Consider the following 20024-nt stretch of genomic DNA (forward strand, 5'->3'; position numbering starts at 1 on the left):
GGGTCAGGCCGGGTTGCGGCCGATGAAGAACTCGCGGAACGGGTCCATGCTCGGCTCGAACCCGGAGTCGATGAGGCCCTTGCGCAGCATGTTCATCTGCGGGTCGTGGATGCGCTGGGTCGGCGTGCGCAGCGGACCGCCGTTGTAGCCCTGCAGCCACCCCTGGAACTTCCACGCCTGCCGGTCGATGAAGAACCCGCCGTGCAACTGCGCGGCGACGGCGCCCTTCGCCTTCCGCGCCGGGTGCATCCGCCAGTAGAGCTCGGTGACCTCGTCGAACTTCTCCTCGCGCAGCAGCCGCATCGCCTCGGGGATGGTCGGCCCCCAGAACTCGTGGTCGCTGGTCGCCGAGAGCTGGATCGGCATGAGCTGGCCGAGGGTGAGCAGGTCGCCCTCGATCGGGCAGGAGATGACGACGTCCTTGTGGAACTTCCGGTACGCCTCGATCGTGCCCATGATGCTCGGCGCCCCGCCCTCGGCCTTGATGACGGCGATGTTCGGGATGTCGTCGATCATGCGGCGGATGAGGCGGGCGGGGATGTCGGAGGGGTGGATGCGGGAGTTGAAGCCCCAGAGGAACATGGGGAAGAGGATCACCGCGAGGTTGGTGGCGTCGCAGACGGCCTTCGTGTAGTCGTAGATCTCCTGCTCGGACTCCGGGTAGAAGTTCGGCGGGTACGACAGCAGCACGAGCTCCGCACCGGCGGCCTCGGCGCCCTTGACGGCGGCGATGTTCTGTTCGAGGTTGCTCCAGCTGGCGTGGTGGACGATCACCATCTCGCCGTTCGCCTCGTCCTTCATGATCTCGAGGAACTCGAGGTACTCCGGCAGGGTGATGCTCACCTCGGAGACGCCGAGGCTGCCGATGAACCCGTGCTGCTTCGCCAGGCGCACGTCGTGCCGGATGGCGGTCTCGTTGATCGCGGTCAGGTCGTTCGTGAACGAGGGGATCGTGCAGTTGATCGCTCCGACCAGGCGCTCACGCGCCCAGTCCCGGCTCTCGCCCTTGGTGTATTCGGCCATGGTGTTCCTTCTCTGTGGGTCTCGGGCTACGTGCTCTGTGGGTCTCGGCTACTTGCGGATGGTGAGGATGCCGACCGGCAGCGGCGTGCCGCGGCCCGCTGCGACGGCGCGTTCGTGCAGGAGCTCCGCGATGACGATGTCCTGGAACCCGCTGCCGGTGGACTTGTAGATCGCGATGCCGCGCTCCGGGCGGGCGACGCGGCCGCCGAGCAGGTCGTGCAGCGGCACGGTGACCGCATCCGGGTCGAATCCGGCGGCGCGGGCGGCGATCATGTCGCCGGAGTCGTGCAGCACCTCGGCGAGCGCGTCGGCGACGATGAGCGACGCCCGGCCCACGAGCGCGGGGTCGAGCTCCTTCTGCGACGGGGTGGTCGATCCGACCGACACGACGGTCGCGTCGGGGACGACCCAGTCGGCGAGCACTGTGGGCGTCTCGTCGCGGGAGCGGGCCGCGCACAGCACGAGGTCGGCGCCGCGCACCGCCTGCTCCGCGGTCTCGGTCGCGACCACCGGCACCCCGAGCTCCTCGGAGAGCTCGGCGGCGAACCGTTCCCGGTTGGCCGGTGTCGGGCTGCTCACCCGCACCTGCTCGACGCAGGCGACCCGGGATGCGGCGCGCAGCTGCGCGCGGGCCTCGAACCCGGAGCCGACGACGGCGACGGTCAACGGCCGGTCGGGCAGCAGCGCGGTGAGCGCGGCCGCGGCGGTGGCGGCCGTGCGGATGCCGGTGATGCGGTTGCCGTCGAGCAGCGCGACCAGGCGTGAGTCGTGCTGGTCGAACAGCGTGATGAGGTACGACGCCAGGCCGTTGCGGATCGCGGCCGAGATCGTCTTCGAGCCGGCGTAGCGGGCGCCGGGCGGGGCGGCGGTCATGACGCGCTGCCAGCCCGACGCCGTGGTCGCGACCGCCCGCTCGGGGGTCGCGGCCGGGTCGTCCGGCCGGGCGTAGGCCTCGCGCAGGGCCTCGATCGCCGCATCCCAGTCGGCGAGCGCCGCGATGTCCTCATCGGTGAGGAACAGCGTCGGCGGGTCTGCGAGGAAACCGTCGTCGGTCATCGGGGGACCTCTTCTCTCTTCGTCTCGGGCACCGGCTCACACGGCCGGCGCCGGCTCCTGCGGCCGCATGATGAGTTCGTGGATGCGAGCGCGCAGCTCGAGGAACTCCGGCGTCGCCTTCGTCGCGATCTGCTCCCGCACCGGTCCGAACGGCACGCGCACGGTCGCTGCGACGGTCGCCGGTCGGCCCGAGATGACGATCACGGTATCGGAGAGGTACACCGCCTCGTCGATGTCATGCGTGACGAGCACGATCGTGACCCCGAGCCGGTTGCGGAGATCGAGCATGAGGTCCTCGAGGTCCGCGCGCGTCTGCGCATCCACGGACGCGAAGGGCTCGTCCATGATGAGCACCTCGGGCCGGTATGCCAGGGCACGGGCGATCGCGACGCGCTGCTGCATCCCGCCGGACATCTGCCACGGGTAGAGGTGCCCTGCGTCGGGCAGCCCGACGTCGGCGAGCGCCTGCCGGACCCGTTCCCGCCGTTCCGACCTGCTGAGGCGTGCGCGACGCAGCGGCAGCGCGACGTTGGCCTCCACCCGCATCCACGGCATGAGGGAGCGGCTGTAGTCCTGGAAGACGACCGCCATCTGCTCGGGCGGCTCGGTGACCGCGCGCCCGTCGAGCATGACGCTGCCGCTGTCGGGTGCGGCGAGCTGGGCGAGACTCCGCAGCAGCGTCGTCTTGCCGACACCGGACGGACCCACGATGCACACGAACTCCCCGGCATCCGCGGTGAAGGTGATGTCACCCAGCACCTGGCGATCGCCGAACCCCTTCTTCAGCTGCTGCACGGACAGGATCGTCCGGTTTTCGTTGTCGCTCATGGGATTCCTTTCAACCGCGCGACAGACGGTGCCACGCGAGCACGTAGTGCTCCACGACGCCGTACAGGACATTGAGGACGTATCCGATGAGGCCGAGGAGGATCATCCCCGACCACATCTCCGGGATGGAGAACTGGCGCTGCGCCTCGAGGATGAAGTAGCCGATCCCCCGCGACGAGCCCATCAGCTCGCTCGCGACCATCAGCACGACGCTGACCGCGAGACTCGCCCGGATCCCGGCGAAGATCTGCGGGCTCGCCGCGGGCAGGACGATACGGAAGATCCAGTCGATCTTGCGCAGGCGCACCGACCGGGCGACGTCGCGCATCGCCGGACTGACGCCGCGGACGCCGTCCATCGTGTTGAGGAGGATGGGCCAGACCGCACCCAGGACGATGATGGTGACGCGCATCTCGAGGCCGATGCCGATGAGCTGGATCGCGAGGGGCAGCAGCGCCACAGCCGGCAGGTAGCGGAGGAACTGCAGGACGGGGCCGGTCGCCTCCGCGGCGGTCGGTGCCAGGCCGAGCACGACGCCGAGCGCGACGCCGACGACGATCGAGATCAACAGACCCAGCCCGATGGCGATGAGGCTCGGCACCACGTGCAGCTCGACGAGGTTGAAGACCCAGAGGTCGAAGAACGTCTGGATGATCTGCGACAGCGGTGGGAAGTAGAAGGAGGTCGACCCCTCGCTCGCGAACCACCAGAGCGTGACGAGGACGATCGGGACGATTACCCCGAGGGCGAAGTTGCGGACGGCTGCGGTCATTGCTCGACCTTCCGGTAGGACACGTGCCAGCTGAGCGCCGCACGCTCGGCCGAGACGAACACGGCGTTCAGCCCGACGCCCAGGAGCCCTGCCAGCACGATGTACGCGTACATCTGCGGGATCGCGCCGCCGAGTTGGGTGACGACGATCTGCTGCCCGATCCCCGGCGCGGCGATGACGATCTGGACGCTGAGGGTGAGCAGCAGGCAGATGGCGGCGGCGAGCCGCAGCCCCGTCGCGATGTACGGCGCCGCCGACGGCAGCACCAGCAGACCGAGCACGTCCAGCCGACGCACCCGGAACGACCGGTAGGTGTCGCGGGCGACGGGGTCGACGTCGCGCACACCGTAGATGGTCTGCAGCATGATCGCCCACACTGCGGCGAAGGTCGCGAGCCACACCGTGCTCTCCATGCCGGTGCCGAACATGAGCACGATGAGCGGGATCAGCGCGAGCGGCGGGATGGTGCGGCAGAAGTCCAGCACCGGCGCCGTCATGCGATAGGCGAGCCGGCTGAGTCCGAGCGCGAACCCGATCACGACGCCCACGCAGGCCGCGATCGCGAAACTGATCGCCCACGACCCGAGCGTGATGCCCAGCGGCGCCCACACCGACCCGTCGAGGAAGATGCCGCCCAGGGCGACCCCGACCTCGACGGGGGTCGGGACGGCGCCGACCCGCCCGCCGGCGGCGGCGGCCTGCCACGCCACGAGGAGGACGAGCGCGAAGCCCACCTTCCACGCGACGAAGCTCCGCCGCCGACCGGCGACTGCGGTCATCGCTGCCACAGCACTCCCCCGGCGTCGAACGCCTCCGCGATGAAGCCCTGCTCGTGCATGGCGTCGGCGATCCACTGCAGGTCGGCGGGTGCCACCTCGCTCGAGTAGAACGGCAGGAGGCTCGCGGCACGCGCCTCATCGGACAGCTGCGTGAACTCGCCCATGATCTCGCGCACCGCATCCGGGTTCTCGATCGCATACTCGACCGCCTTCGCGATCGCGTCGGCGAACCCCTCGACGGCGTCGGGGTGCTGGGCAGCGAACGCACCACTGGTCACCCAGGTCGTGCCGACCTGGCCGCCCATGCCTTCGACGAACGGCTGGGACAGCACGGTCATGCCGGCGGCCTTCGCCTGCGACAGGAATGGGTCCGTGATGACGGCGGCGTCGACACGGTCGGATTCGAGGGCGGACGTCATGTCGGGGATCGCGATCTCGACGAACTCGACGCTGTCGGCGTCGACACCGGCCTCCTCGAGCGCGAGGCGCGTCGCCAGCTCCGGCGCCGACTTCAGGCCCACGACCGCGACGGTCTTGCCGGCAAGGTCGGACACCTCGGCGATCCCGCTGCCGGGGGCGGTCACCAGTGCGGCGGCATCGACGTAGTCATCACCGGAGCCGTACCGGTCGTTCACCGCCGCGATCGTCAGGTCGAGCCCCTTGGACACTGCGGTCAGCGTCGGCACGGGCGAGATCAGCGCGAACTGCAGTTCGTCGTTCAGGAGGGACGGGATGGCGGCGGCCGCCGCCTGGATCAGCGTCGGCGTGACCTCAAGACCCTCCTCCTCGAAGTATCCGAGCTCGTTCGCGAGGTAGACCGTGGCCGCGTTCGCGATGGGCGTGACACCCACGGTGATCTCGAGCACCTCCTGCGCTTCGGCCGCGTCGGTCGTGGCCGCCGACGGTGTCGCCTCGGCGCCGCATCCGGTCACAAGCAGCGTCAACGCCAGGGCTGCTCCTGCAGCCAGGGCGGTCTTCGTGTTGCGGGTCATCCTGCTCCCTACGTCGTTGGAAGGTCGTTCAAGGAATATCCAATATCCAGTATCCGGGCATCCATGCGCACGATGGCTGGCATCGTCAGGCCGCGGCCTGGCCGGCGCGGCGCCCGGTCAGCGCAGCGAGAAGTCGCGCAGGACCTGGGCGAGGATGCCGTCGCCCGGATCCCGGTCGCCGCCCCGCATCGCGAAGAACGACTCGAGGATGTGCTGCCGGGTGGCGAGCGCGGCCGCATCCGCATCCCGGCGACGGCACGCCTCGACGATGTCGCGGTGGAACTGCTCGGCGAGCGGGGAGCGCAGATCGAAGTGCAGCCGGATGCGGTCGGCCTCGGCGGAGAGCGTGTTGATGAGCCGCAGAAGCTGTGGCGCGCCCGCCGCCGCATACAGCAGGTCATGGAACGTCGCGTTCAGCTCGTTGAACCCGACCGGCGAGAAGTCGTCGTCGTGCTGCTTCGCCTCGATGTCATCGAGCACCTCGACCATGGCGTCGATGGTGGCGTCCGCGAGCCGGGGCACCGCCAGCAGCGCGGCGCGTCCCTCCAGATCGATTCGCAGCGCCGTGACCTCTTCGAGCCGCTGGACGTCGACACCGGCGACCACCGCGCCCCGGTAGGGCTGGCGCACCACGAGGCCGGAGGCCTCCAGCCGCAACACCGCCTCTCGCAGCGGCGTGCGACTGACCCCGAGTTCCTCGGCCAGGGTGACGAGGTCGAGCTTCGTGCCGGGCGGGAGTTCGCCACGCACGATTCGATCGTGCAGAATGCGAGTGACCTCATCGGTCATGCGTCGAGGGGTCACCTGGGCCATCATCCTTGGATATCCAATATCCTCGTCGGCCACCAGTACGCCACGCCATGTGAGCTATCGATGGTTCCGGTGGAACGGAACCGTCGCCCGGACATACGCTCACCCACGACCCCGCCACTCGATGAGGAGGCAGCACCATGCCCATCGCCACCGTCAACCCGTTCACCGGCCTGACCGAGCAGGAGTTCGAGGCGCACGACGACGCCGAGGTCGAACGCCGCATCGCCGCCGCGCACGACGCCTACACCGCGCTGAAGTCGACGACGTTCGCGCAGCGCGCGGCCTGGATGAACACCGCCGCCGACCTGCTCGAGGAGGACGTCGAACAGCTCGCCCGACTCATCACGATCGAGATGGGCCGACCCATCGTCGGTGCCCGCGCCGAGATCCTCAAGTGCGCGAAGGGCCTGCGCTTCTACGCGGACCACGCCGAGGAGTTCCTCGCGCCGGAGCCGCTGGACGATCCGTCGAAGGTCGGCGCATCCGCAGCCGGCACCCAGTACGCCCCCATCGGCATCGTGCTCGCCGTGATGCCCTGGAACTACCCCTTCTGGCAGGTGCTGCGCTTCGCCGGGCCGGCCCTCATGGCCGGCAACACCGGCCTGCTCAAGCACGCGTCCAACGTGCCCCAGGCTGCGCTCTACCTCGACACGCTCTTCGAGCGCGCCGGCTTCCCGGCCGGGGCGTTCCACACGCTGCTCATCCCCGCATCCCGGGTCGAGAAGGTGCTCCGCGACCCGCGCGTGAAGGCCACGACGCTCACCGGTTCCGAGCCGGCCGGCCGCTCGCTCGCCTCGATCGCCGGTTCCGAGGTGAAGCACGTCGTGCTCGAGCTCGGCGGCTCCGACCCCTACGTCGTGATGCCCTCGGCCGACATCGAGCGCGCCGCGACCGTCGCGGTCACCGCCCGCAACCAGAACAACGGGCAGTCGTGCATCGCCGCGAAGCGGTTCATCGTGCACACCGACGTCTTCGACGAGTTCACCCGCCTGTTCGCCGAGAAGGTCGCCGCGCTGAAGGTGGGCGACCCGCTCGACGAGGGCACCGACGTCGGGCCGGTCGCGACCGAGTCGGGCCGGCAGGAGCTCGCCGAGCAGGTCGAGGATGCGGTGTCCAAGGGCGCCACGGTGCTCACCGGCGGCTTCGCCCCCGACCGCGCCGGGTGGTTCTACCAGCCGACCGTGCTCACCGACATCACCACCGACATGCGGCTTTACCTCGAGGAGGCCTTCGGGCCGGTCGCGACCGTGTACCGGGTCGCCGACCGCGACGAGGCCCTCCGGATCGCGAACGGCACGACCTTCGGTCTGAGCTCGGCCGTGTGGACGAACGACGCCGAGGAGGAGGCCTGGTTCGTGCGCAACATGGACGCCGGCGCGGTCTTCGTCAACGGCATGACCGCCTCGTACCCCGAGCTGCCCTTCGGCGGTGTGAAGGACTCCGGCGTCGGCCGCGAACTCGCCGCCGCCGGCATCCGCGAGTTCTGCAACCTCAAGACGGTCTGGAAGGCCTGACAGCCGCATCCGACACGCGACCGGGCGGAGGGAGCCGATGGGCCCCTCCGCCCGGTCGCTGCGTTGGCGGGTGACACGGGCGCAGGCCCGCACTTCGGTGCGGCCGAACGTGCGGCCCGCGCGTGCACAACTGCGGAGTCCGTGCCCGACACGCCGCATCCGGCCCCCGATCCCCCGGCGTGTCGCGCGTCATCTCCGCAGCTGTGCACGGCGGACGCGACGCATGCGGGACGGCGACGCCGCACGAACAGTCCGGAGCGGGCAGGCCCCACGGCGGCCCACGCGTGCACAACTGCGGAGTCCGTGCCCGACACGCCGCATCCGGCCCCCGATCCCCCGGCGTGTCGCGCATCATCTCCGCAGTTGTGCACGGCGGACGCGACGCATGCGGCCGGGCACACCCGAACACACGCGCACACCGGCACGCCGTTGCGACCGAACACGAAGGCGCGACCGGAGGATGCGGCATCCTCCGGTCGCGCCTGGGACCGCGCTCAGGCGGTGACGATGATCTTCCCGGGGGCGTGGGCGCCTTCCATGGCGGCGAACGCGGCGGCGACCTCGTCCAGCGGGTACGTCGCAGCGACGGGCACCACGAGGCGGCCGGCGGCGATCTCCTCGGCGACCCACGCGAGGTTCTCGGCGGTGCGGGCCTCCCGCTCGACGTTGTGCACGCCGAGCTCGTCGATCGCGTCGTAGGCGGCGATCGCGACCATGCGGTCCACCGGCACACCGAGCTCGACGCCCGCGTCCAGCGCCCCGCGGCCGTGGCAGTCGTACACGAGCGTGAACGGGGCGTACTCGCGCAGGCGGTCCACCATGCCGTCGCCGTGCGCGACCGGCTCGACGCCCACCGAACGCAGGAGGTCGTGGTTCCGCTCGGATGCGGTGCCGATCACGCGTGCGCCCTTGGCGACCGCGAGCTGCGCGGCGATGAGGCCGACGGCGCCGGCCGCGCCGCCCACGAGCACCACGTCGCCCTCACCGGCGGGCACGGTCTCGAGCAGCGACACGGCCGTCAGCGCGGCGACGTTGAGCCCCGCGGCGACCTCGACCGGCAGCCCCTCCGGCCGGCGCGTGAGCCCCTCGGCCTGCGCGACCGCGCGCTCGGCGACGGCGCCGGCGCCGCGGCCGAGCACCTCGTCGCCGACCTGGATCGGCGTGCCGTCCCAGTAGACGGCGCCCTCCCCCACGGCCTCGACGGTGCCCGCCAGGTCCGCGCCGATCCGGCGCGGGAACGGCGTCTGCATCGGGATGAAGCCGCTGCGCACCTTGGCGTCGAACGGGTTCAGTCCGGCGGCGTGCACCCGCACCACGACGTGGCCGGGGGTGGGTTCGGGGTCGGGGACGTCACCGACGTACAGGACCTCGGGACCGCCGGTCTCGTCGTACAGCGCTGCGCGCGTCATCGTTCCTCCTCGAAGCGGTGGGGTGATCGGATGCCGGCGGGGCCGGTCACTCGTGCCGGACGGCGATCTGCTCGGGCTCGAGCTGCACGGCCCAGCCCTCGATCGTGCCGGCGTTCTCGTACTCCTCGATCTGGAGGATACGCCGACCGTTGTCGACCACGTGCGGCATGCCGGTGATGATGAACGCGTGCAGCGTGAGCCACGCGTTCTCCTCCCACGCGATGCCCTCGAGCACGAGCACGTTGGCGTCGATGACCTCGCGCGTGGTGGCGGCGGAGCGCGGGGATGCGGCGGGGACGGCGCGGACGCCGTTGACCTTGTTCGCGGCGACGACGCCGGCGAAGCCCTCGTCGACGACGAGCACGCCGAACGCGTCGACGCCGGCGTCCTGGTCGGTCACGACCGCGGTGCCGAGGCGCACGGCGTAGACCGGGTAGTCGTCGCCCGGGTCCGGCGCGTCGGAGCCGTGCCAGACGACGTCGTAGCCGGCCGCCGTCGCGCGGGTCTCCAGTGCGCGGGCGAGCTCGTAGCCGCCGTGGTCGGCGGCGATGTGGATGCGGGTCATGTCACAGCTCCCAGTGGTTTCGGTTCAGGGTGGCGGGGTCCTTCGCCAGATAACGGACGAAGCGGCCGTCGGGGTCGCGGTCGGCGATGATCTGCTGCAGCTTCGCGAAGTTGTCGTCCGACATGAACTTCACCTGGCGGGCGGTGAAGTCGCTGTCGCCGAGGTACTGCCCGGCGGTCACCGGCTGCGCGCCGGCGTACACCTGCCGCATCCAGGCGCGGTTCGCGTCCTCCTCGGCGGGGTCCTCGTAGCAGCAGTATGTCGCGACGTAGGCGCCGGTGTGCAGGCTGAAGGCCATGTCGGGCAGCGGCCGGGTGGGCGTGTTCGACATCCAGATGGTGAACGCCTTCTTGGTCGGCAGCTCGGTGAACATCGGGCGGATGCGCTCGACGATCTCGGCAGCGTCGCCCTCGACCCAGATGTTGTCGTTGAGCCACTGGTGCTCCTCCGGGTTCGCGCGGAGCTGCTCGGCGCGCTGCTCGGCGAGCGTGGACGGCGCGGCATCCTTCACCATGATCGCCCGCGGCAGTGCCGGGTTCTCGTTGAAGATCGCGAGCGAGGCCTGGGCGTGGGCGAGGTCGTCGCCGAACGCGAGCCCGGTCACCACGAAGCCGAGCTCGCCGGGCTCACCTTGCTCGTCGGGCAGGTACTGCCCGACGACCACGATCTCGACGTTGTCGGGGATGCGGGTGGTGGCGTCGTACATCCACGTCATCACCTCGGTGAACTCCTCCGGGCGGAACGCCTGCACCGTGTGGGCGAGCCCGCCGTAGATGGGTCGGGTCTGCAGGTGGAACCGGGTCACCACGCCCGGGAAGGACGGGCCGGCGCCGCGCGCCGCCCAGTACAGGTCGCTGTGCTGCGTCGCGTCGGCGCGGACCAGCTCGCCGTCGGCGGTGACGACGTCGACCGCGACGACGCTCTCGGCCGCCCAGCCCCAGCCGCGCTGGTTCCAGCCCTGGCCGCCCTGGAGGAGGAACCCGCCGATGCCCACCGTCGGGCAGTGGCCGCCGTTGAAGAACCGGCCGCGCTCCTCGAGGAACGGGCTCAGCTCCTCCCCGCCCTTCGTGGAGGGGGTGGCGCTGACGATGCCGGTCGCCTCGTCGAAGTCGATGCCGCGGTAGTCGCCGAGGTCGATGAGCAGGCCGCCGTCACGGACGCTCCACGCCGCCCAGGCGTGCCCGCCGGAGCGGACCGCGACCTGCCAGCCGCGCTCCTTGGCCAGGCGGACACCTGCGACGATGTCGTCCTCGGTCTGGGCGAGGAGGACGGCGTCGGGGCGACGCGCGGGGCGCCGGTGGTTGAAGACACGGCCGAGGACGGCCTCGTCGAAGTCGGCGTCGGCCGGCGTCACGAGCCGCCCGGTGAAGACGGGAGCAGTCTGGGTCATCGTTGAACCTCCGTGGTGAGCATAGGAAGCGGGAAGCGGCCGGACCACGGCCGCGGCGGGATACCAGGGATCAGGAATCGGCCGGTCGGGCGGGGCGGAACAGCGCCCATCCGATCCAGGCGAGCACGGCGCCCGCGACGAGGGTCACGGCGAGGGCGGTGAAGTCGCGGGGTGCGCCCTGCACGGCGATCGGGGCGACGGCCGCGGAGATGGCGAACTGCACGGCGCCGACCAGTGCCAGGGTCGTCCCTGCGGTCTCGCGGAGCTCGGCGACGGCCATCGCGAGGCCCGGACCGATGTACAGGCCGCAGGCCGCGGCGAGCAGGAAGAAGCCGGGCAGCACGAGCCACGGCGTGAGCGTCCCGGTGACGATCGCGACCACGACCGACGCGGCGCCGAGGGAGACCACCGTGAGTCCGACACCGAGGATGCGGTGCGGCCCCCAGCGGCGGGCGAGCCGCGCGGAGACGAGCCCGCCCGCGACGACGCCGAGCCCGTTCACCGCGAAGACGACCGCGAAGAGGGCGACCGGGAACCCCATGGCCTCCTGCAGCACGTACGGGGACGCGGAGATGTAGGCGAAGCTCGACGCGAACGCGAACCACACCACGAGCGCCCCGCACCAGAACGCCCGCGTGCGCACGGCGGCGAGCACCGCCGCGGGCACGGCACGCAGGCCCCCGCGGATGCGGTGGGCGGGCGGCAGCGATTCGGGCACGAGCGTCGCCACGAACACGAACGAGACGAGCGCCAGCACCGCGAGTCCGACGAAGATCCCGCGCCAGCCCCACAGGAGCGCGAGGACGACACCGAACACGGGTGCGATCACCGGTCCGACCGCCATGGCCGAGCCCAGCAGCGACAGCCCGCGGGTCAGGGCGGGGCCCGTCTCGAGGTCGGTGACGACCGCACGGCCGACCGTGGCGCCGGCGGCCGCCCCGAGCCCGATGATCGCGCACGAGACGATGAGCAGCGGCAGGCTCGGCGCGAGTGCCGCGGCGACCGCGAACAGCGTGAGCGCCGCGCTGCCGATGAGCAGGGGGCGACGGCGGCCGAACATGTCCGACAGCGGTCCGGAGAACAGCTGACCGACCGCGAGGCCGATCGTGACGCCGCTGAGCGCGAGCTGCACCGACCCTGCCGTCACCTCGAACTCGCCGGCGATGCGCGGCAGCGCGGGCAGGAAGGCGTCGGTGGTCATCGGGCCGAGCATGGCCAGCCCGCTGAGTCCGAGCAGGGTGGTGCCGGTGAGCCCGGCCGCCCGGCCGCCGTCCGTCGCCCGTGCGGGGCCGGTCATCCCAGCACGCTGCCGCCGCCGTCGACGACGAGGTTCACGCCGGTGATCCACGACGCCTCGTCCGAGGCGAGGAACACCGCGGCGTTCACCACGTCGTCCGGCTGACCGACACGGCCGAGCGGGATGCGGTCCCAGGTGGCCTTCAGCGCGGGCGGCGGGTCTTCGACGAGGAAGGTCGTCGCCGGGGTCTGGATGAACCCGGGCGAGATGCACACCGCACGGATGCGGTGCGGACCGCCCTCGACCGCGAGCTGCTGGGTGAGGTTGATGACACCGGCCTTGGCGGCGCCGTGCGCGTTCTGCGGCATGAACTCGACCCCGCGGGTGCCCGCGATCGAGCCGATGTTCACGATCGTCCCGCCGCGGACCTTGAGGTGCTTCCACGCGGCCCGCACGGCGTAGAACACGATGTTCAACTCCATGTCGATCGCGAAGTCCCAGTCCTCGACGCTGATCTCGTCGATCGCGCCGAACCGCTGGATGGACGCGTTGTTGTAGAGCACGTCGATCCCGCCGTAGACCTCCGCCGCGGCGTCGATCCAGGTCTCCACGGCCTTCGCGTCACCGGCGTCCACCGGAGCGAACCCGGTGATCTCGCCGCCCTCGGCGCGCACGAGCTCGACCGTGTCCTGCAGTCCCTGCTCGTTCAGGTCGCAGCCGACGACCTTCGCGCCCTCGGCGGCGAACCGCCGTGCGGCCTCGCGGCCCATGCCGCCACCGATCCCGGTGATGACCGCGACCTTGCCGTCCAACCGGCCCATCACAACTCCCGTCCTTGTCGCATCGTCCGCATCCGTCGCCGGATCAGACCGGCGGGGCGACGAAGAGGCCCTTGTCGATGTCGTTGAACGACTCGCGGGCGACGAGCTCGCTCATCTCCTGCGCGGTGCCCCACTGGTCCTGCGTGTCCAGGTGGCTGATGTCGTGCCGGTTCGCGACCCAGCTGTCGTCGTCGACGACGGCCAGCTCGGTCGTGTACTCGATCGTGTTGCCGGCGGGCGAGAGGAAGTAGGCGAACGTGTTGTCGCCGGCGTTGTGGCGGCCCGGGCCCCAGATCATGCGCGCACCCGAGCGGAGGATCTTGCCGGAGCCGCGCATCCACTCCTCGATGCCGCGCATCTCGAACGACAGGTGGTGCAGCGAGTGGTGCGGGCCCATCGCGATGGCGATCGAGTGGTGGTTCGGGTTGCAGCGCATGAAGTGCATCATGTCGACGCCGTCCGGGCGCACCAGCGAGTCGGAGATGGTGAAGTCGAGGTGGTCGATGTACCACTGCGCGGTGCGGTTCAGGTCGGACGAGTTGAAGACCATGTGCGAGAGCTTGGCCGGGATGGGCTCGCGCTCGCGGATCTTGCGGGCCTCGCGCTGCTCGTAGCCGGTGGAGAACTCGAGCACGCGGCCGTCGCCGTCGAACACGCGGAAGCCGTAGCCGCCGCCGAACTGGGTGAGCTCCTGCGGCTCGTGCACGAACTGCACGTCCTCGGCGTGGAGCTTGTCGGCCAGCGCGTGGATGTCGGCGCGCGAACGCACGCCGAAGCCGGCGAGGTCGACGCGCTTCTCGTCGCGGCGCAGGCGCAGGATGAAGGGCTCGCTGGAGCCCTCGGCGGCCAGGTAGCTCAGGCCGTCCTCGGCGTGCACCTCGGTGAGGCCCCAGTGCCGGGCGAAGAAGTCGCGCTCCACCTCGAATTCGGGCACTGCGAGCGCGGCGTAGCGGAGGTGGGAAACGAGCCGGTCAGTCATCGTCGACCTTCTTTCGGGAATGCAAGGGAAAGCGCGTTGAGCGCGACCTGTCGAATCTATGCAACTTCGCGGACCGGGAACCACGTCGCCCGACGGATACCATGCATCTGTGGCTAGCGGTGACCCGGATCTCAACCTCCTCGTGGCGTTGCGCGCCCTCCTGGAGGAGGAGAACGTCACCCACGCCGGCGAGCGGATCGGGCTCGGCCAGTCGACCATGTCGTCCGCGCTGGCGCGGTTGCGGGCGGTGTTCCAGGACGAACTGCTCGTCCGGGTCGGCCGCGACTACGAGCTGACCCCGCTCGCCCGGCAGATCCTGCCGCAGGTGCAGCGCACCCTGCCGCTGGTCGCGCAGGCGCTCGGCCAGGAGGAGATGTTCGACCCGGCCACCACCCGACGGCGCTTCAGCGTGCACATCTCCGACTACGCGTGCATCGAGCTGCGGCCGCTGTTCGGACTCGCTTCGACCCTGGCCCCCGGCATCCGCTTCGACTTCCTGCGGCTGCCCACCGATCCGGTGACCGCGGAACGCCAGCTGCTCCCGAACGACTTCCTCGTGCTGACCCCGGGCATCGGCGTGACGATGGAGGGGTTCGAGATCCTCCGGGACGAGTACGTCGTCGTCGCCGACCGGGCGAACCCGCGCGTGGCGTCCGGGGAGATCTCCCCCGCCGACTTCATGGCCAGCCCGCTCGTGCGATGCGACTTCGGCCGCGCGCACACCCTCCCGATCGAGCGGCGCATGCACGAGCTCGACATGCACCCGCAGGTGCGCGTGTCGACCTCGACGCTCATGTCGGTGCCGCTCATCGTCGCCGGCACCGACCTCATCGGGCTCGTCCCGAAGCGCCTGGCGGAGCGGAGTCTCGCGTCGGTCGACGTCGTGAGCGTGCCGACGCCGTTCCCCGCCGTCGAGCTCATCCTGCGCCTGTGGTGGCACAGCGCGCACACCCACGACCCGGCGCACACGTGGTTCCGCGAACTCGCCGCGCAGGCGGTGGCCGACGGGATGCTGACGCCGGCGGCCGGCGCACCCGCCGTCCGATAGCTGGCATCGGGCGGGGGCGGTGGCCCAGCGACACCCCGGGGCCATAGCGTCGAGCGGTGGGCGTGACGCTGCGCCCGGAAGCTGGAGACACAGATGTCGGTTAAGAAGGTGCTCATCGTCGGCGGTGGATTCACCGGCCTGACGGCGGCGATCGCCCTCGCACAGCGCGAGGTTTCCGTGACGCTCGTCGACCGCGCGAAGGCGTGGGCCCGGGTCGGCCACGGCCTCACCATCCAGGGCAACGCCCTGCGGGTGTTCCGCGAGCTCGGCGTCATCGACGAGGTACTGGCCAAGGGCCAGGCCGAGAACGGCGTCACCCTGTACTTCGCCGACGGCCGCGTGATGGCCGAGATGCCCACGCCCCGCACCGGCGGCGACGACCTGCCCGCCACGATCGGCGCCCTCCGCCCCGACCTGCACGAGATCCTCGTGAACCGCGCCGAGGCGCTCGGCGTCGAGATCCGCCTCGGGCTCGAGCTCACCTCGTACGAGACCGGCGACGACTCGGCCACGTCGGTGCTCTCCGACGGCACCACCGAGACCTGGGACGCGATCGTCATCGCCGAGGGCATCAAGTCGCAGACCCGCCCGACGCTCGGCATCACCGAGGACCGCAAGCCCAGCGGCCTCGGCATCTGGCGCGCGGTCACCTCGCGCACCCCCGACATGACCGGCGGCATCGCGTACCCGATGGTCGACGACGGCGGCGCCTACAAGGTCGGCTACACCCCGGTGAGCGACGACCAGTGCTACATCTTCGTCCTGTGCCGCCCGGAGCGGGTGGAGAACGGGCTCGAGGGCTGGCAGGAGGTCAAGCGCCTCATGGCGAACTTCCACGGCCAGTTCGACTACCTCCGCGAGTCCATCACCGAGGACACCTTCCTGAACTTCCAGGAGATCGAGTGGATCTTCGTGGACCGACCCTGGCACTCCGGCCGCGTCATCGCGCTCGGCGAGGCCGTGCACGCCGTGCCGCCGCTCATCGCCCAGGGTGCCGCGCAGTGCGTCGAGGACAGCCTGCTGTTCGCCGAGTACGTGACCGCCGAGGGCGACTGGGAGCAGCAGCTCTCCGCGTTCTACGACCGCCGCATCCCGCGCATCAAGGGCGTCGTGGACGCCTCGATGCAGCTCGCCCACTGGGAGCTGCACCCCGGCACGCCGGACGCCAACCCCGGCAAGGTCATGGCCGAGGCGCTCGTCGCCCTGGTGCCGGCCCCGTGAGCGACTTCCGCATCCCGCGGCGGATCGTCACCGGGCACGACGCGAACGGCGTCTCCGTCGTCGTGAGCGACGGCCCGGTGCCGGTCACGCGTGAGCTGCCCGAGGACGGCGTCGCCTTCCACGAGGTGTGGGAGACGGCGGGTTCCCCGGCCGTCGTCGGCGCCGGCTTCGTCGACCCGACCATCGGCGACATCACCGTGCCGCCGCCCGCCCGGGGCACCCGCATCCGGATCAACGAGTTCAAGCCCGGCCACCTCGACGACCGCGGCCTGCAGTCGCCGGTGCACCGCACCGAGTCCGTCGACTACGGCATCGTGCTCGAGGGCGAGATCACGCTCGTCCTCGACGACAGCGAGGTGACCGCCCGCGCCGGCGACATCGTGATCCAGCGCGGCACCGACCACGCCTGGGCGAACCGCTCCGACGCGATCGCCCGGGTGGCGTTCGTGCTCGTGGACGGCGAGTTCGGCGACGACCTGCTCGAACTGCTGCCCGGCGTCCGCGCCGGACTCATGCGGCACGGACCGCGGGACTGAGGAGGACGACATGCACGTGGACCATATCGGGCTGTCGGTCGGCGACCTCGACGGGATGCGGGACTGGTACCAGCGGGCCTTCGGATTCGCCACGGCCCAGCCGTTCGACATCCCGCCGGTGGGCCTTCGCGGGGTCTTCCTGCTCGGCCCCGACGACGTCGCGATCGAACTGCTCGAACGCCGCGGCTCCACCGTGACCCGGCCGAGCGCCACCACCCCGCCGGACGCACTGCTGTCCCGCGGCTGGGCGCACCTGTGCCTGCGCGTCGACGACGTGGACGCGACGTTCGCCACGCTCGTCGACGCGGGCGCCGGGGTGCTCAGCGCCCCCGGCGACTCCCCCGAGCCCGGAGTCCGGTTCGCGTTCGTGACCGACCCCGAGGGCAACCTCATCGAACTCCTCGACCGCAAGGGACCGGTGTCCGTATGATCCCCGCACCCACCGAGGGCGTGCAGCTGCCCGGTCTCGCCGGCAACGTGTTCGTCGTCACGGGCGCCGCCGGCGGCCAGGGCGCGCAGGAGGCGCTCCTGCTCGCCGCGAACGGTGCCGACGTGATCGCCGCCGACGTCCGCGACGAGGCACCCGAGCTCCTCGCCGCGGCCGAGGGGCTCGCCGGCACCGTCACCTACCGCCGCCTCGACGTGACCGATGAGGACGGCTGGCGCGAACTCGCCGCATCCCTCGACGGCCGCCCGGTGAAGGGCCTCGTCAACAACGCCGGCGTCACCCACCGGGTGCGGATCGGCGCGGTGGAGCGGGCCGACTGGGACCGCGTGCTCGCCGTCAACGTCACCGGCGCGATGCTCGGCATCCAGGCCCTGCTGCCCGCCATGGGCGAGGGGTCGTCGATCGTGAACATCGGCTCGGCCGCCGGCCTCACCGGCCACTACACGGCCGCGTACACGACCAGCAAGTGGGCGATCCGCGGCCTCACGCACTCCTGCGTGACCGAGCTCGGGCCCCGCGGCATCCGCGCGAACATCGTGCACCCGGGCTACATCCGCACCGAGATGACCGCGAGCGCGCCCGGCGCGTTCCTCGACGCGAACGTCGCGATCGCGCCGCTCCACCGCGGCGGCGAGCCGCAGGAGGTCGCCAACATGGTGGTGTTCCTCCTCTCGGATGCGGCCGCGTACATCACCGGCGCCGAGGTCTCGGTCGACGGCGGGCAGCTGCTCTCCGGCGTCGCGACGTTCCTCTCGGACGCCGTGCGCCCCGAGCAGCAGGCCGCGACGGCGGACTGAGCCGATGGACAAGGCAGCGTTCGACGACTACATCGCCCGGTTCAACCGGCGCGACGAGACGGCGTTCGAGGACTACCTCGCCGACGACATGCACATGCGCAACGGCACGCTCGAGTACACCGGCGTGCAGGGCATGAAGGACCACTACGCGAAGATCTGGTCCACGTTCCGCGAGGAGCTCGCGCCGACCGACTTCGTCGGATCCGACACCAACGTCGCCATCCGCATGGTCACGTACTTCACCGCCGAGCGGGACGACCCGGAGTCGGTCTTCGGTCCGGTCCAGGAGGGCGACCGCTTCGAGTTCCGCGGCGTCATCTCCTACCGCCTGAACGCCGAGGGCAGGTTCGCCGACATCCTCGTCGCCTACAACTCGTTCACCGGCATCCGTCGCGACGGCACCGTGACCGAGCTCGGCATCCCCCACTGACTTCCCCCGTCCGCAAGAAGGAGTCCTTCCGCATGTACATGTACTACCCCACCAACTACGTCTGGAGCATGGCCGTCGTCGCCTCGCTCAACAACGGTGGATTCATCGACGAGATCGACAAGGCCGCCCGGCCCGCGCTCGAGGCCTCGCAGCAGGGCGACGACGTCGGCACCGAGCTGCTGTACTCGTCGTGGCAGGCCGTCGCCGACCGCCTGCTCGCCGCCGCCGAGGCCGACGAGGCCCGCGGCTGGAAGCTCAGCGCCTCCGACAAGTACTACCGCGCCGCGCTGTACACCTCGCAGGCCGAGCGCCTGCAGTCGCCGAAGTGGGAGGGCCGCAAGGCCGCCTACCAGAAGTCGATCGACCTGCTCCTGAAGCACATCGAGCTCGGCGGCATCCCCGTCACCACGGTCGACGTGCCCTACAAGGGCGACGACGCACCCGAGGGCTCGGCGCTCCCGGGCTACTTCTACCGCGCACCCGGCGACGGCCCGAAGCCGCTCATCATCATGTGGAACGGTCTCGATTCCACCAAGGAGATGATGTACACGTCGCGGTTCCCGCAGCAGATGGCCCGCCGTGGCATCTCGACCCTCATGATCGACCCTCCCGGCTCGGGTGAGGCGCTCCGGATGCGGGACCTGCACGCCCGGTTCGACACCGAGGTGTGGGCCGCATCCATCCTCGACTGGGTCGAGGAGCACGCCGCCGACCTCGACGTCGACGTGAAGAAGGTCGGCCTCGTGGGCTGGTCGCTCGGCGGGTACTACGTGCCGCGCGCGACCGCGTTCGAGAAGCGCATCGCCCTCGCCGTCGCGTGGGGCGCGAACTACGACTGGGCCGCCGTCCAGGAGGCGCGTCGCCGCCGCGAGGGCGAGAACCCGGTCCCCCACTACTGGGACCACGTGCACTGGGTGTTCGGCGCGAAGGACGACGCCGACTTCCTGGAGAAGACGAAGAACATGCGCCTGGAGGGCGTCGTCGAGAACATCACCGTGCCGTTCCTGGTGACGCACGGCGAGGGCGACCGGCAGATCCCGGTGAAGTACGCCTACGACGAGTACGAGGCGGCCGTGAACTCCCCGAAGCGGGAGCTGCGCATCTTCACGCAGGAGGAGGGCGGCGCCGAGCACATCGGCATCGACAACATGGAGTACGTCGGCGAGTTCACCGCCGAGTGGATCGCCGAGACGTTCAACGAACTGTCCTGATCCGACACGGAGGGGGATGCTGCGACCACGCGGCATCCCCCTCCGGCGTTTCCGGCCCGCGCGGCGCGCTCCCGCCGCGTGCCGTGCGCGCGTTGCCGCGTGCACAACTGCGGAGTCCGTCCGCGACACGCCGGGCCCCGGCGGCACGGGCCCGG

The 20024-nt window shown here is 70.8% G+C and carries 21 protein-coding genes; 8 read left to right on the plus strand and 13 right to left on the minus strand.

What is annotated here, in order from left to right; translation table 11 throughout:
* Positions 1-3 precede the first annotated feature (3 nt).
* The 7 genes from ACWAUO_RS03155 to ACWAUO_RS03185 form a co-directional block, all read right to left on the minus strand.
* Complete coding sequence (locus ACWAUO_RS03155; RefSeq protein WP_460772974.1) at positions 4-1023, minus strand: dihydrodipicolinate synthase family protein; 1020 nt, start codon at positions 1021-1023, stop codon at positions 4-6.
* A gap of 48 nt (positions 1024-1071) precedes the next feature.
* Positions 1072-2079 carry an ornithine cyclodeaminase family protein gene (locus tag ACWAUO_RS03160; RefSeq protein ID WP_460772976.1) on the minus strand — a complete coding sequence of 336 codons (1008 nt, stop codon included), beginning with the start codon at positions 2077-2079 and terminating at the stop codon, positions 1072-1074.
* Between the two features lie 36 nt (positions 2080-2115).
* On the minus strand, positions 2116-2907 hold the full coding sequence (locus ACWAUO_RS03165) for an ABC transporter ATP-binding protein (RefSeq protein ID WP_460772977.1): 792 nt from the start codon (positions 2905-2907) through the stop codon (positions 2116-2118).
* 10 nt (positions 2908-2917) lie between these two features.
* Positions 2918-3679 (minus strand): ABC transporter permease, encoded by a 762-nt coding sequence (locus ACWAUO_RS03170; protein WP_460772979.1) that lies wholly within the window; start codon positions 3677-3679, stop codon positions 2918-2920.
* On the minus strand, positions 3676-4458 hold the full coding sequence (locus ACWAUO_RS03175) for an ABC transporter permease (protein WP_460772980.1): 783 nt from the start codon (positions 4456-4458) through the stop codon (positions 3676-3678). Before ACWAUO_RS03175 ends, ACWAUO_RS03170 begins: the two co-directional genes overlap by 4 nt.
* Positions 4455-5450: an ABC transporter substrate-binding protein gene (locus ACWAUO_RS03180; RefSeq protein ID WP_460772982.1), complete on the minus strand. Its 996-nt coding sequence runs from the start codon at positions 5448-5450 to the stop codon at positions 4455-4457. Before ACWAUO_RS03180 ends, ACWAUO_RS03175 begins: the two co-directional genes overlap by 4 nt.
* Before the next feature lie 117 nt (positions 5451-5567).
* Positions 5568-6266, minus strand: a complete 699-nt coding sequence (locus tag ACWAUO_RS03185) for a GntR family transcriptional regulator (protein ID WP_460772983.1) — start codon at positions 6264-6266, stop codon at positions 5568-5570.
* A 134-nt stretch (positions 6267-6400) separates the two neighbouring features.
* Here ACWAUO_RS03185 and ACWAUO_RS03190 point away from each other — a divergent pair, with 134 nt between their 5' ends.
* Positions 6401-7777 carry an NADP-dependent succinic semialdehyde dehydrogenase gene (locus ACWAUO_RS03190; protein ID WP_460772985.1) on the plus strand — a complete coding sequence of 459 codons (1377 nt, stop codon included), beginning with the start codon at positions 6401-6403 and terminating at the stop codon, positions 7775-7777.
* Positions 7778-8271: 494 nt separating this feature from the next.
* Here the strand turns inward: ACWAUO_RS03190 and ACWAUO_RS03195 are convergent, their stop codons facing one another.
* From ACWAUO_RS03195 to ACWAUO_RS03220, 6 genes are all read right to left on the minus strand, one after another.
* The gene (locus ACWAUO_RS03195) at positions 8272-9186 is read right to left on the minus strand and encodes an NADP-dependent oxidoreductase (protein WP_460772986.1); all 915 of its coding nucleotides are present in this window, start codon (positions 9184-9186) and stop codon (positions 8272-8274) included.
* A gap of 46 nt (positions 9187-9232) precedes the next feature.
* On the minus strand, positions 9233-9751 hold the full coding sequence (locus ACWAUO_RS03200) for an RpiB/LacA/LacB family sugar-phosphate isomerase (protein WP_460772988.1): 519 nt from the start codon (positions 9749-9751) through the stop codon (positions 9233-9235).
* Between the two features lies 1 nt (position 9752).
* Positions 9753-11141 carry an FAD-binding oxidoreductase gene (locus tag ACWAUO_RS03205; RefSeq protein WP_460772989.1) on the minus strand — a complete coding sequence of 463 codons (1389 nt, stop codon included), beginning with the start codon at positions 11139-11141 and terminating at the stop codon, positions 9753-9755.
* Positions 11142-11211: 70 nt separating this feature from the next.
* Positions 11212-12438, minus strand: coding sequence for a multidrug effflux MFS transporter (locus tag ACWAUO_RS03210; RefSeq protein WP_460772991.1), 1227 nt, complete (start codon positions 12436-12438; stop codon positions 11212-11214).
* A complete protein-coding gene (locus ACWAUO_RS03215; protein ID WP_460772992.1) occupies positions 12435-13199 on the minus strand; it encodes an SDR family NAD(P)-dependent oxidoreductase in 765 nt (254 codons plus the stop codon). The genes ACWAUO_RS03210 and ACWAUO_RS03215 overlap by 4 nt, the downstream gene beginning before the upstream one ends.
* A 43-nt stretch (positions 13200-13242) precedes the next feature.
* Complete coding sequence (locus tag ACWAUO_RS03220; protein WP_460772994.1) at positions 13243-14178, minus strand: VOC family protein; 936 nt, start codon at positions 14176-14178, stop codon at positions 13243-13245.
* 109 nt (positions 14179-14287) lie between these two features.
* Here ACWAUO_RS03220 and ACWAUO_RS03225 point away from each other — a divergent pair, with 109 nt between their 5' ends.
* The 7 genes from ACWAUO_RS03225 (at position 14288) to ACWAUO_RS03255 (ending at position 19869) form a co-directional block, all read left to right on the plus strand.
* Complete coding sequence (locus ACWAUO_RS03225; protein ID WP_460772995.1) at positions 14288-15226, plus strand: LysR family transcriptional regulator; 939 nt, start codon at positions 14288-14290, stop codon at positions 15224-15226.
* Positions 15227-15307: 81 nt separating this feature from the next.
* A complete protein-coding gene (locus ACWAUO_RS03230; protein ID WP_460773287.1) occupies positions 15308-16447 on the plus strand; it encodes an FAD-dependent oxidoreductase in 1140 nt (379 codons plus the stop codon).
* Positions 16444-16983, plus strand: coding sequence for a cupin domain-containing protein (locus tag ACWAUO_RS03235; protein WP_460772998.1), 540 nt, complete (start codon positions 16444-16446; stop codon positions 16981-16983). The genes ACWAUO_RS03230 and ACWAUO_RS03235 overlap by 4 nt, the downstream gene beginning before the upstream one ends.
* 10 nt (positions 16984-16993) lie before the next feature.
* Positions 16994-17413, plus strand: coding sequence for a VOC family protein (locus ACWAUO_RS03240; RefSeq protein ID WP_460773001.1), 420 nt, complete (start codon positions 16994-16996; stop codon positions 17411-17413).
* Positions 17410-18228 carry an SDR family NAD(P)-dependent oxidoreductase gene (locus ACWAUO_RS03245; RefSeq protein WP_460773003.1) on the plus strand — a complete coding sequence of 273 codons (819 nt, stop codon included), beginning with the start codon at positions 17410-17412 and terminating at the stop codon, positions 18226-18228. The genes ACWAUO_RS03240 and ACWAUO_RS03245 overlap by 4 nt, the downstream gene beginning before the upstream one ends.
* Before the next feature lie 4 nt (positions 18229-18232).
* Positions 18233-18658, plus strand: a complete 426-nt coding sequence (locus tag ACWAUO_RS03250; RefSeq protein WP_460773004.1) for a nuclear transport factor 2 family protein — start codon at positions 18233-18235, stop codon at positions 18656-18658.
* A 32-nt stretch (positions 18659-18690) separates the two neighbouring features.
* Entirely contained in the window at positions 18691-19869 is a 1179-nt protein-coding gene (locus ACWAUO_RS03255) for an alpha/beta hydrolase family protein (RefSeq protein WP_460773006.1), read from the plus strand.
* Positions 19870-20024 lie beyond the last annotated feature (155 nt).

The sequence above is a fragment of the Microbacterium sp. GXF7504 genome (assembly GCF_054798235.1).

Coding starts and splice junctions, on each gene's coding strand:
- ACWAUO_RS03175 (WP_460772980.1), bottom strand. CDS start 4,458: ATGACCGCAGTCGCCGGTCGGCGGCGGAGCTTCGTCGCGTGGAAGGTG.
- ACWAUO_RS03240 (WP_460773001.1), top strand. CDS start 16,994: ATGCACGTGGACCATATCGGGCTGTCGGTCGGCGACCTCGACGGGATG.
- ACWAUO_RS03245 (WP_460773003.1), top strand. CDS start 17,410: ATGATCCCCGCACCCACCGAGGGCGTGCAGCTGCCCGGTCTCGCCGGC.
- ACWAUO_RS03190 (WP_460772985.1), top strand. CDS start 6,401: ATGCCCATCGCCACCGTCAACCCGTTCACCGGCCTGACCGAGCAGGAG.
- ACWAUO_RS03210 (WP_460772991.1), bottom strand. CDS start 12,438: ATGACCGGCCCCGCACGGGCGACGGACGGCGGCCGGGCGGCCGGGCTC.
- ACWAUO_RS03200 (WP_460772988.1), bottom strand. CDS start 9,751: ATGACCCGCATCCACATCGCCGCCGACCACGGCGGCTACGAGCTCGCC.
- ACWAUO_RS03205 (WP_460772989.1), bottom strand. CDS start 11,141: ATGACCCAGACTGCTCCCGTCTTCACCGGGCGGCTCGTGACGCCGGCC.
- ACWAUO_RS03170 (WP_460772979.1), bottom strand. CDS start 3,679: ATGACCGCAGCCGTCCGCAACTTCGCCCTCGGGGTAATCGTCCCGATC.
- ACWAUO_RS03195 (WP_460772986.1), bottom strand. CDS start 9,186: ATGACGCGCGCAGCGCTGTACGACGAGACCGGCGGTCCCGAGGTCCTG.
- ACWAUO_RS03250 (WP_460773004.1), top strand. CDS start 18,233: ATGGACAAGGCAGCGTTCGACGACTACATCGCCCGGTTCAACCGGCGC.
- ACWAUO_RS03180 (WP_460772982.1), bottom strand. CDS start 5,450: ATGACCCGCAACACGAAGACCGCCCTGGCTGCAGGAGCAGCCCTGGCG.
- ACWAUO_RS03160 (WP_460772976.1), bottom strand. CDS start 2,079: ATGACCGACGACGGTTTCCTCGCAGACCCGCCGACGCTGTTCCTCACC.
- ACWAUO_RS03215 (WP_460772992.1), bottom strand. CDS start 13,199: ATGGGCCGGTTGGACGGCAAGGTCGCGGTCATCACCGGGATCGGTGGC.
- ACWAUO_RS03255 (WP_460773006.1), top strand. CDS start 18,691: ATGTACATGTACTACCCCACCAACTACGTCTGGAGCATGGCCGTCGTC.
- ACWAUO_RS03185 (WP_460772983.1), bottom strand. CDS start 6,266: ATGATGGCCCAGGTGACCCCTCGACGCATGACCGATGAGGTCACTCGC.
- ACWAUO_RS03155 (WP_460772974.1), bottom strand. CDS start 1,023: ATGGCCGAATACACCAAGGGCGAGAGCCGGGACTGGGCGCGTGAGCGC.
- ACWAUO_RS03165 (WP_460772977.1), bottom strand. CDS start 2,907: ATGAGCGACAACGAAAACCGGACGATCCTGTCCGTGCAGCAGCTGAAG.
- ACWAUO_RS03220 (WP_460772994.1), bottom strand. CDS start 14,178: ATGACTGACCGGCTCGTTTCCCACCTCCGCTACGCCGCGCTCGCAGTG.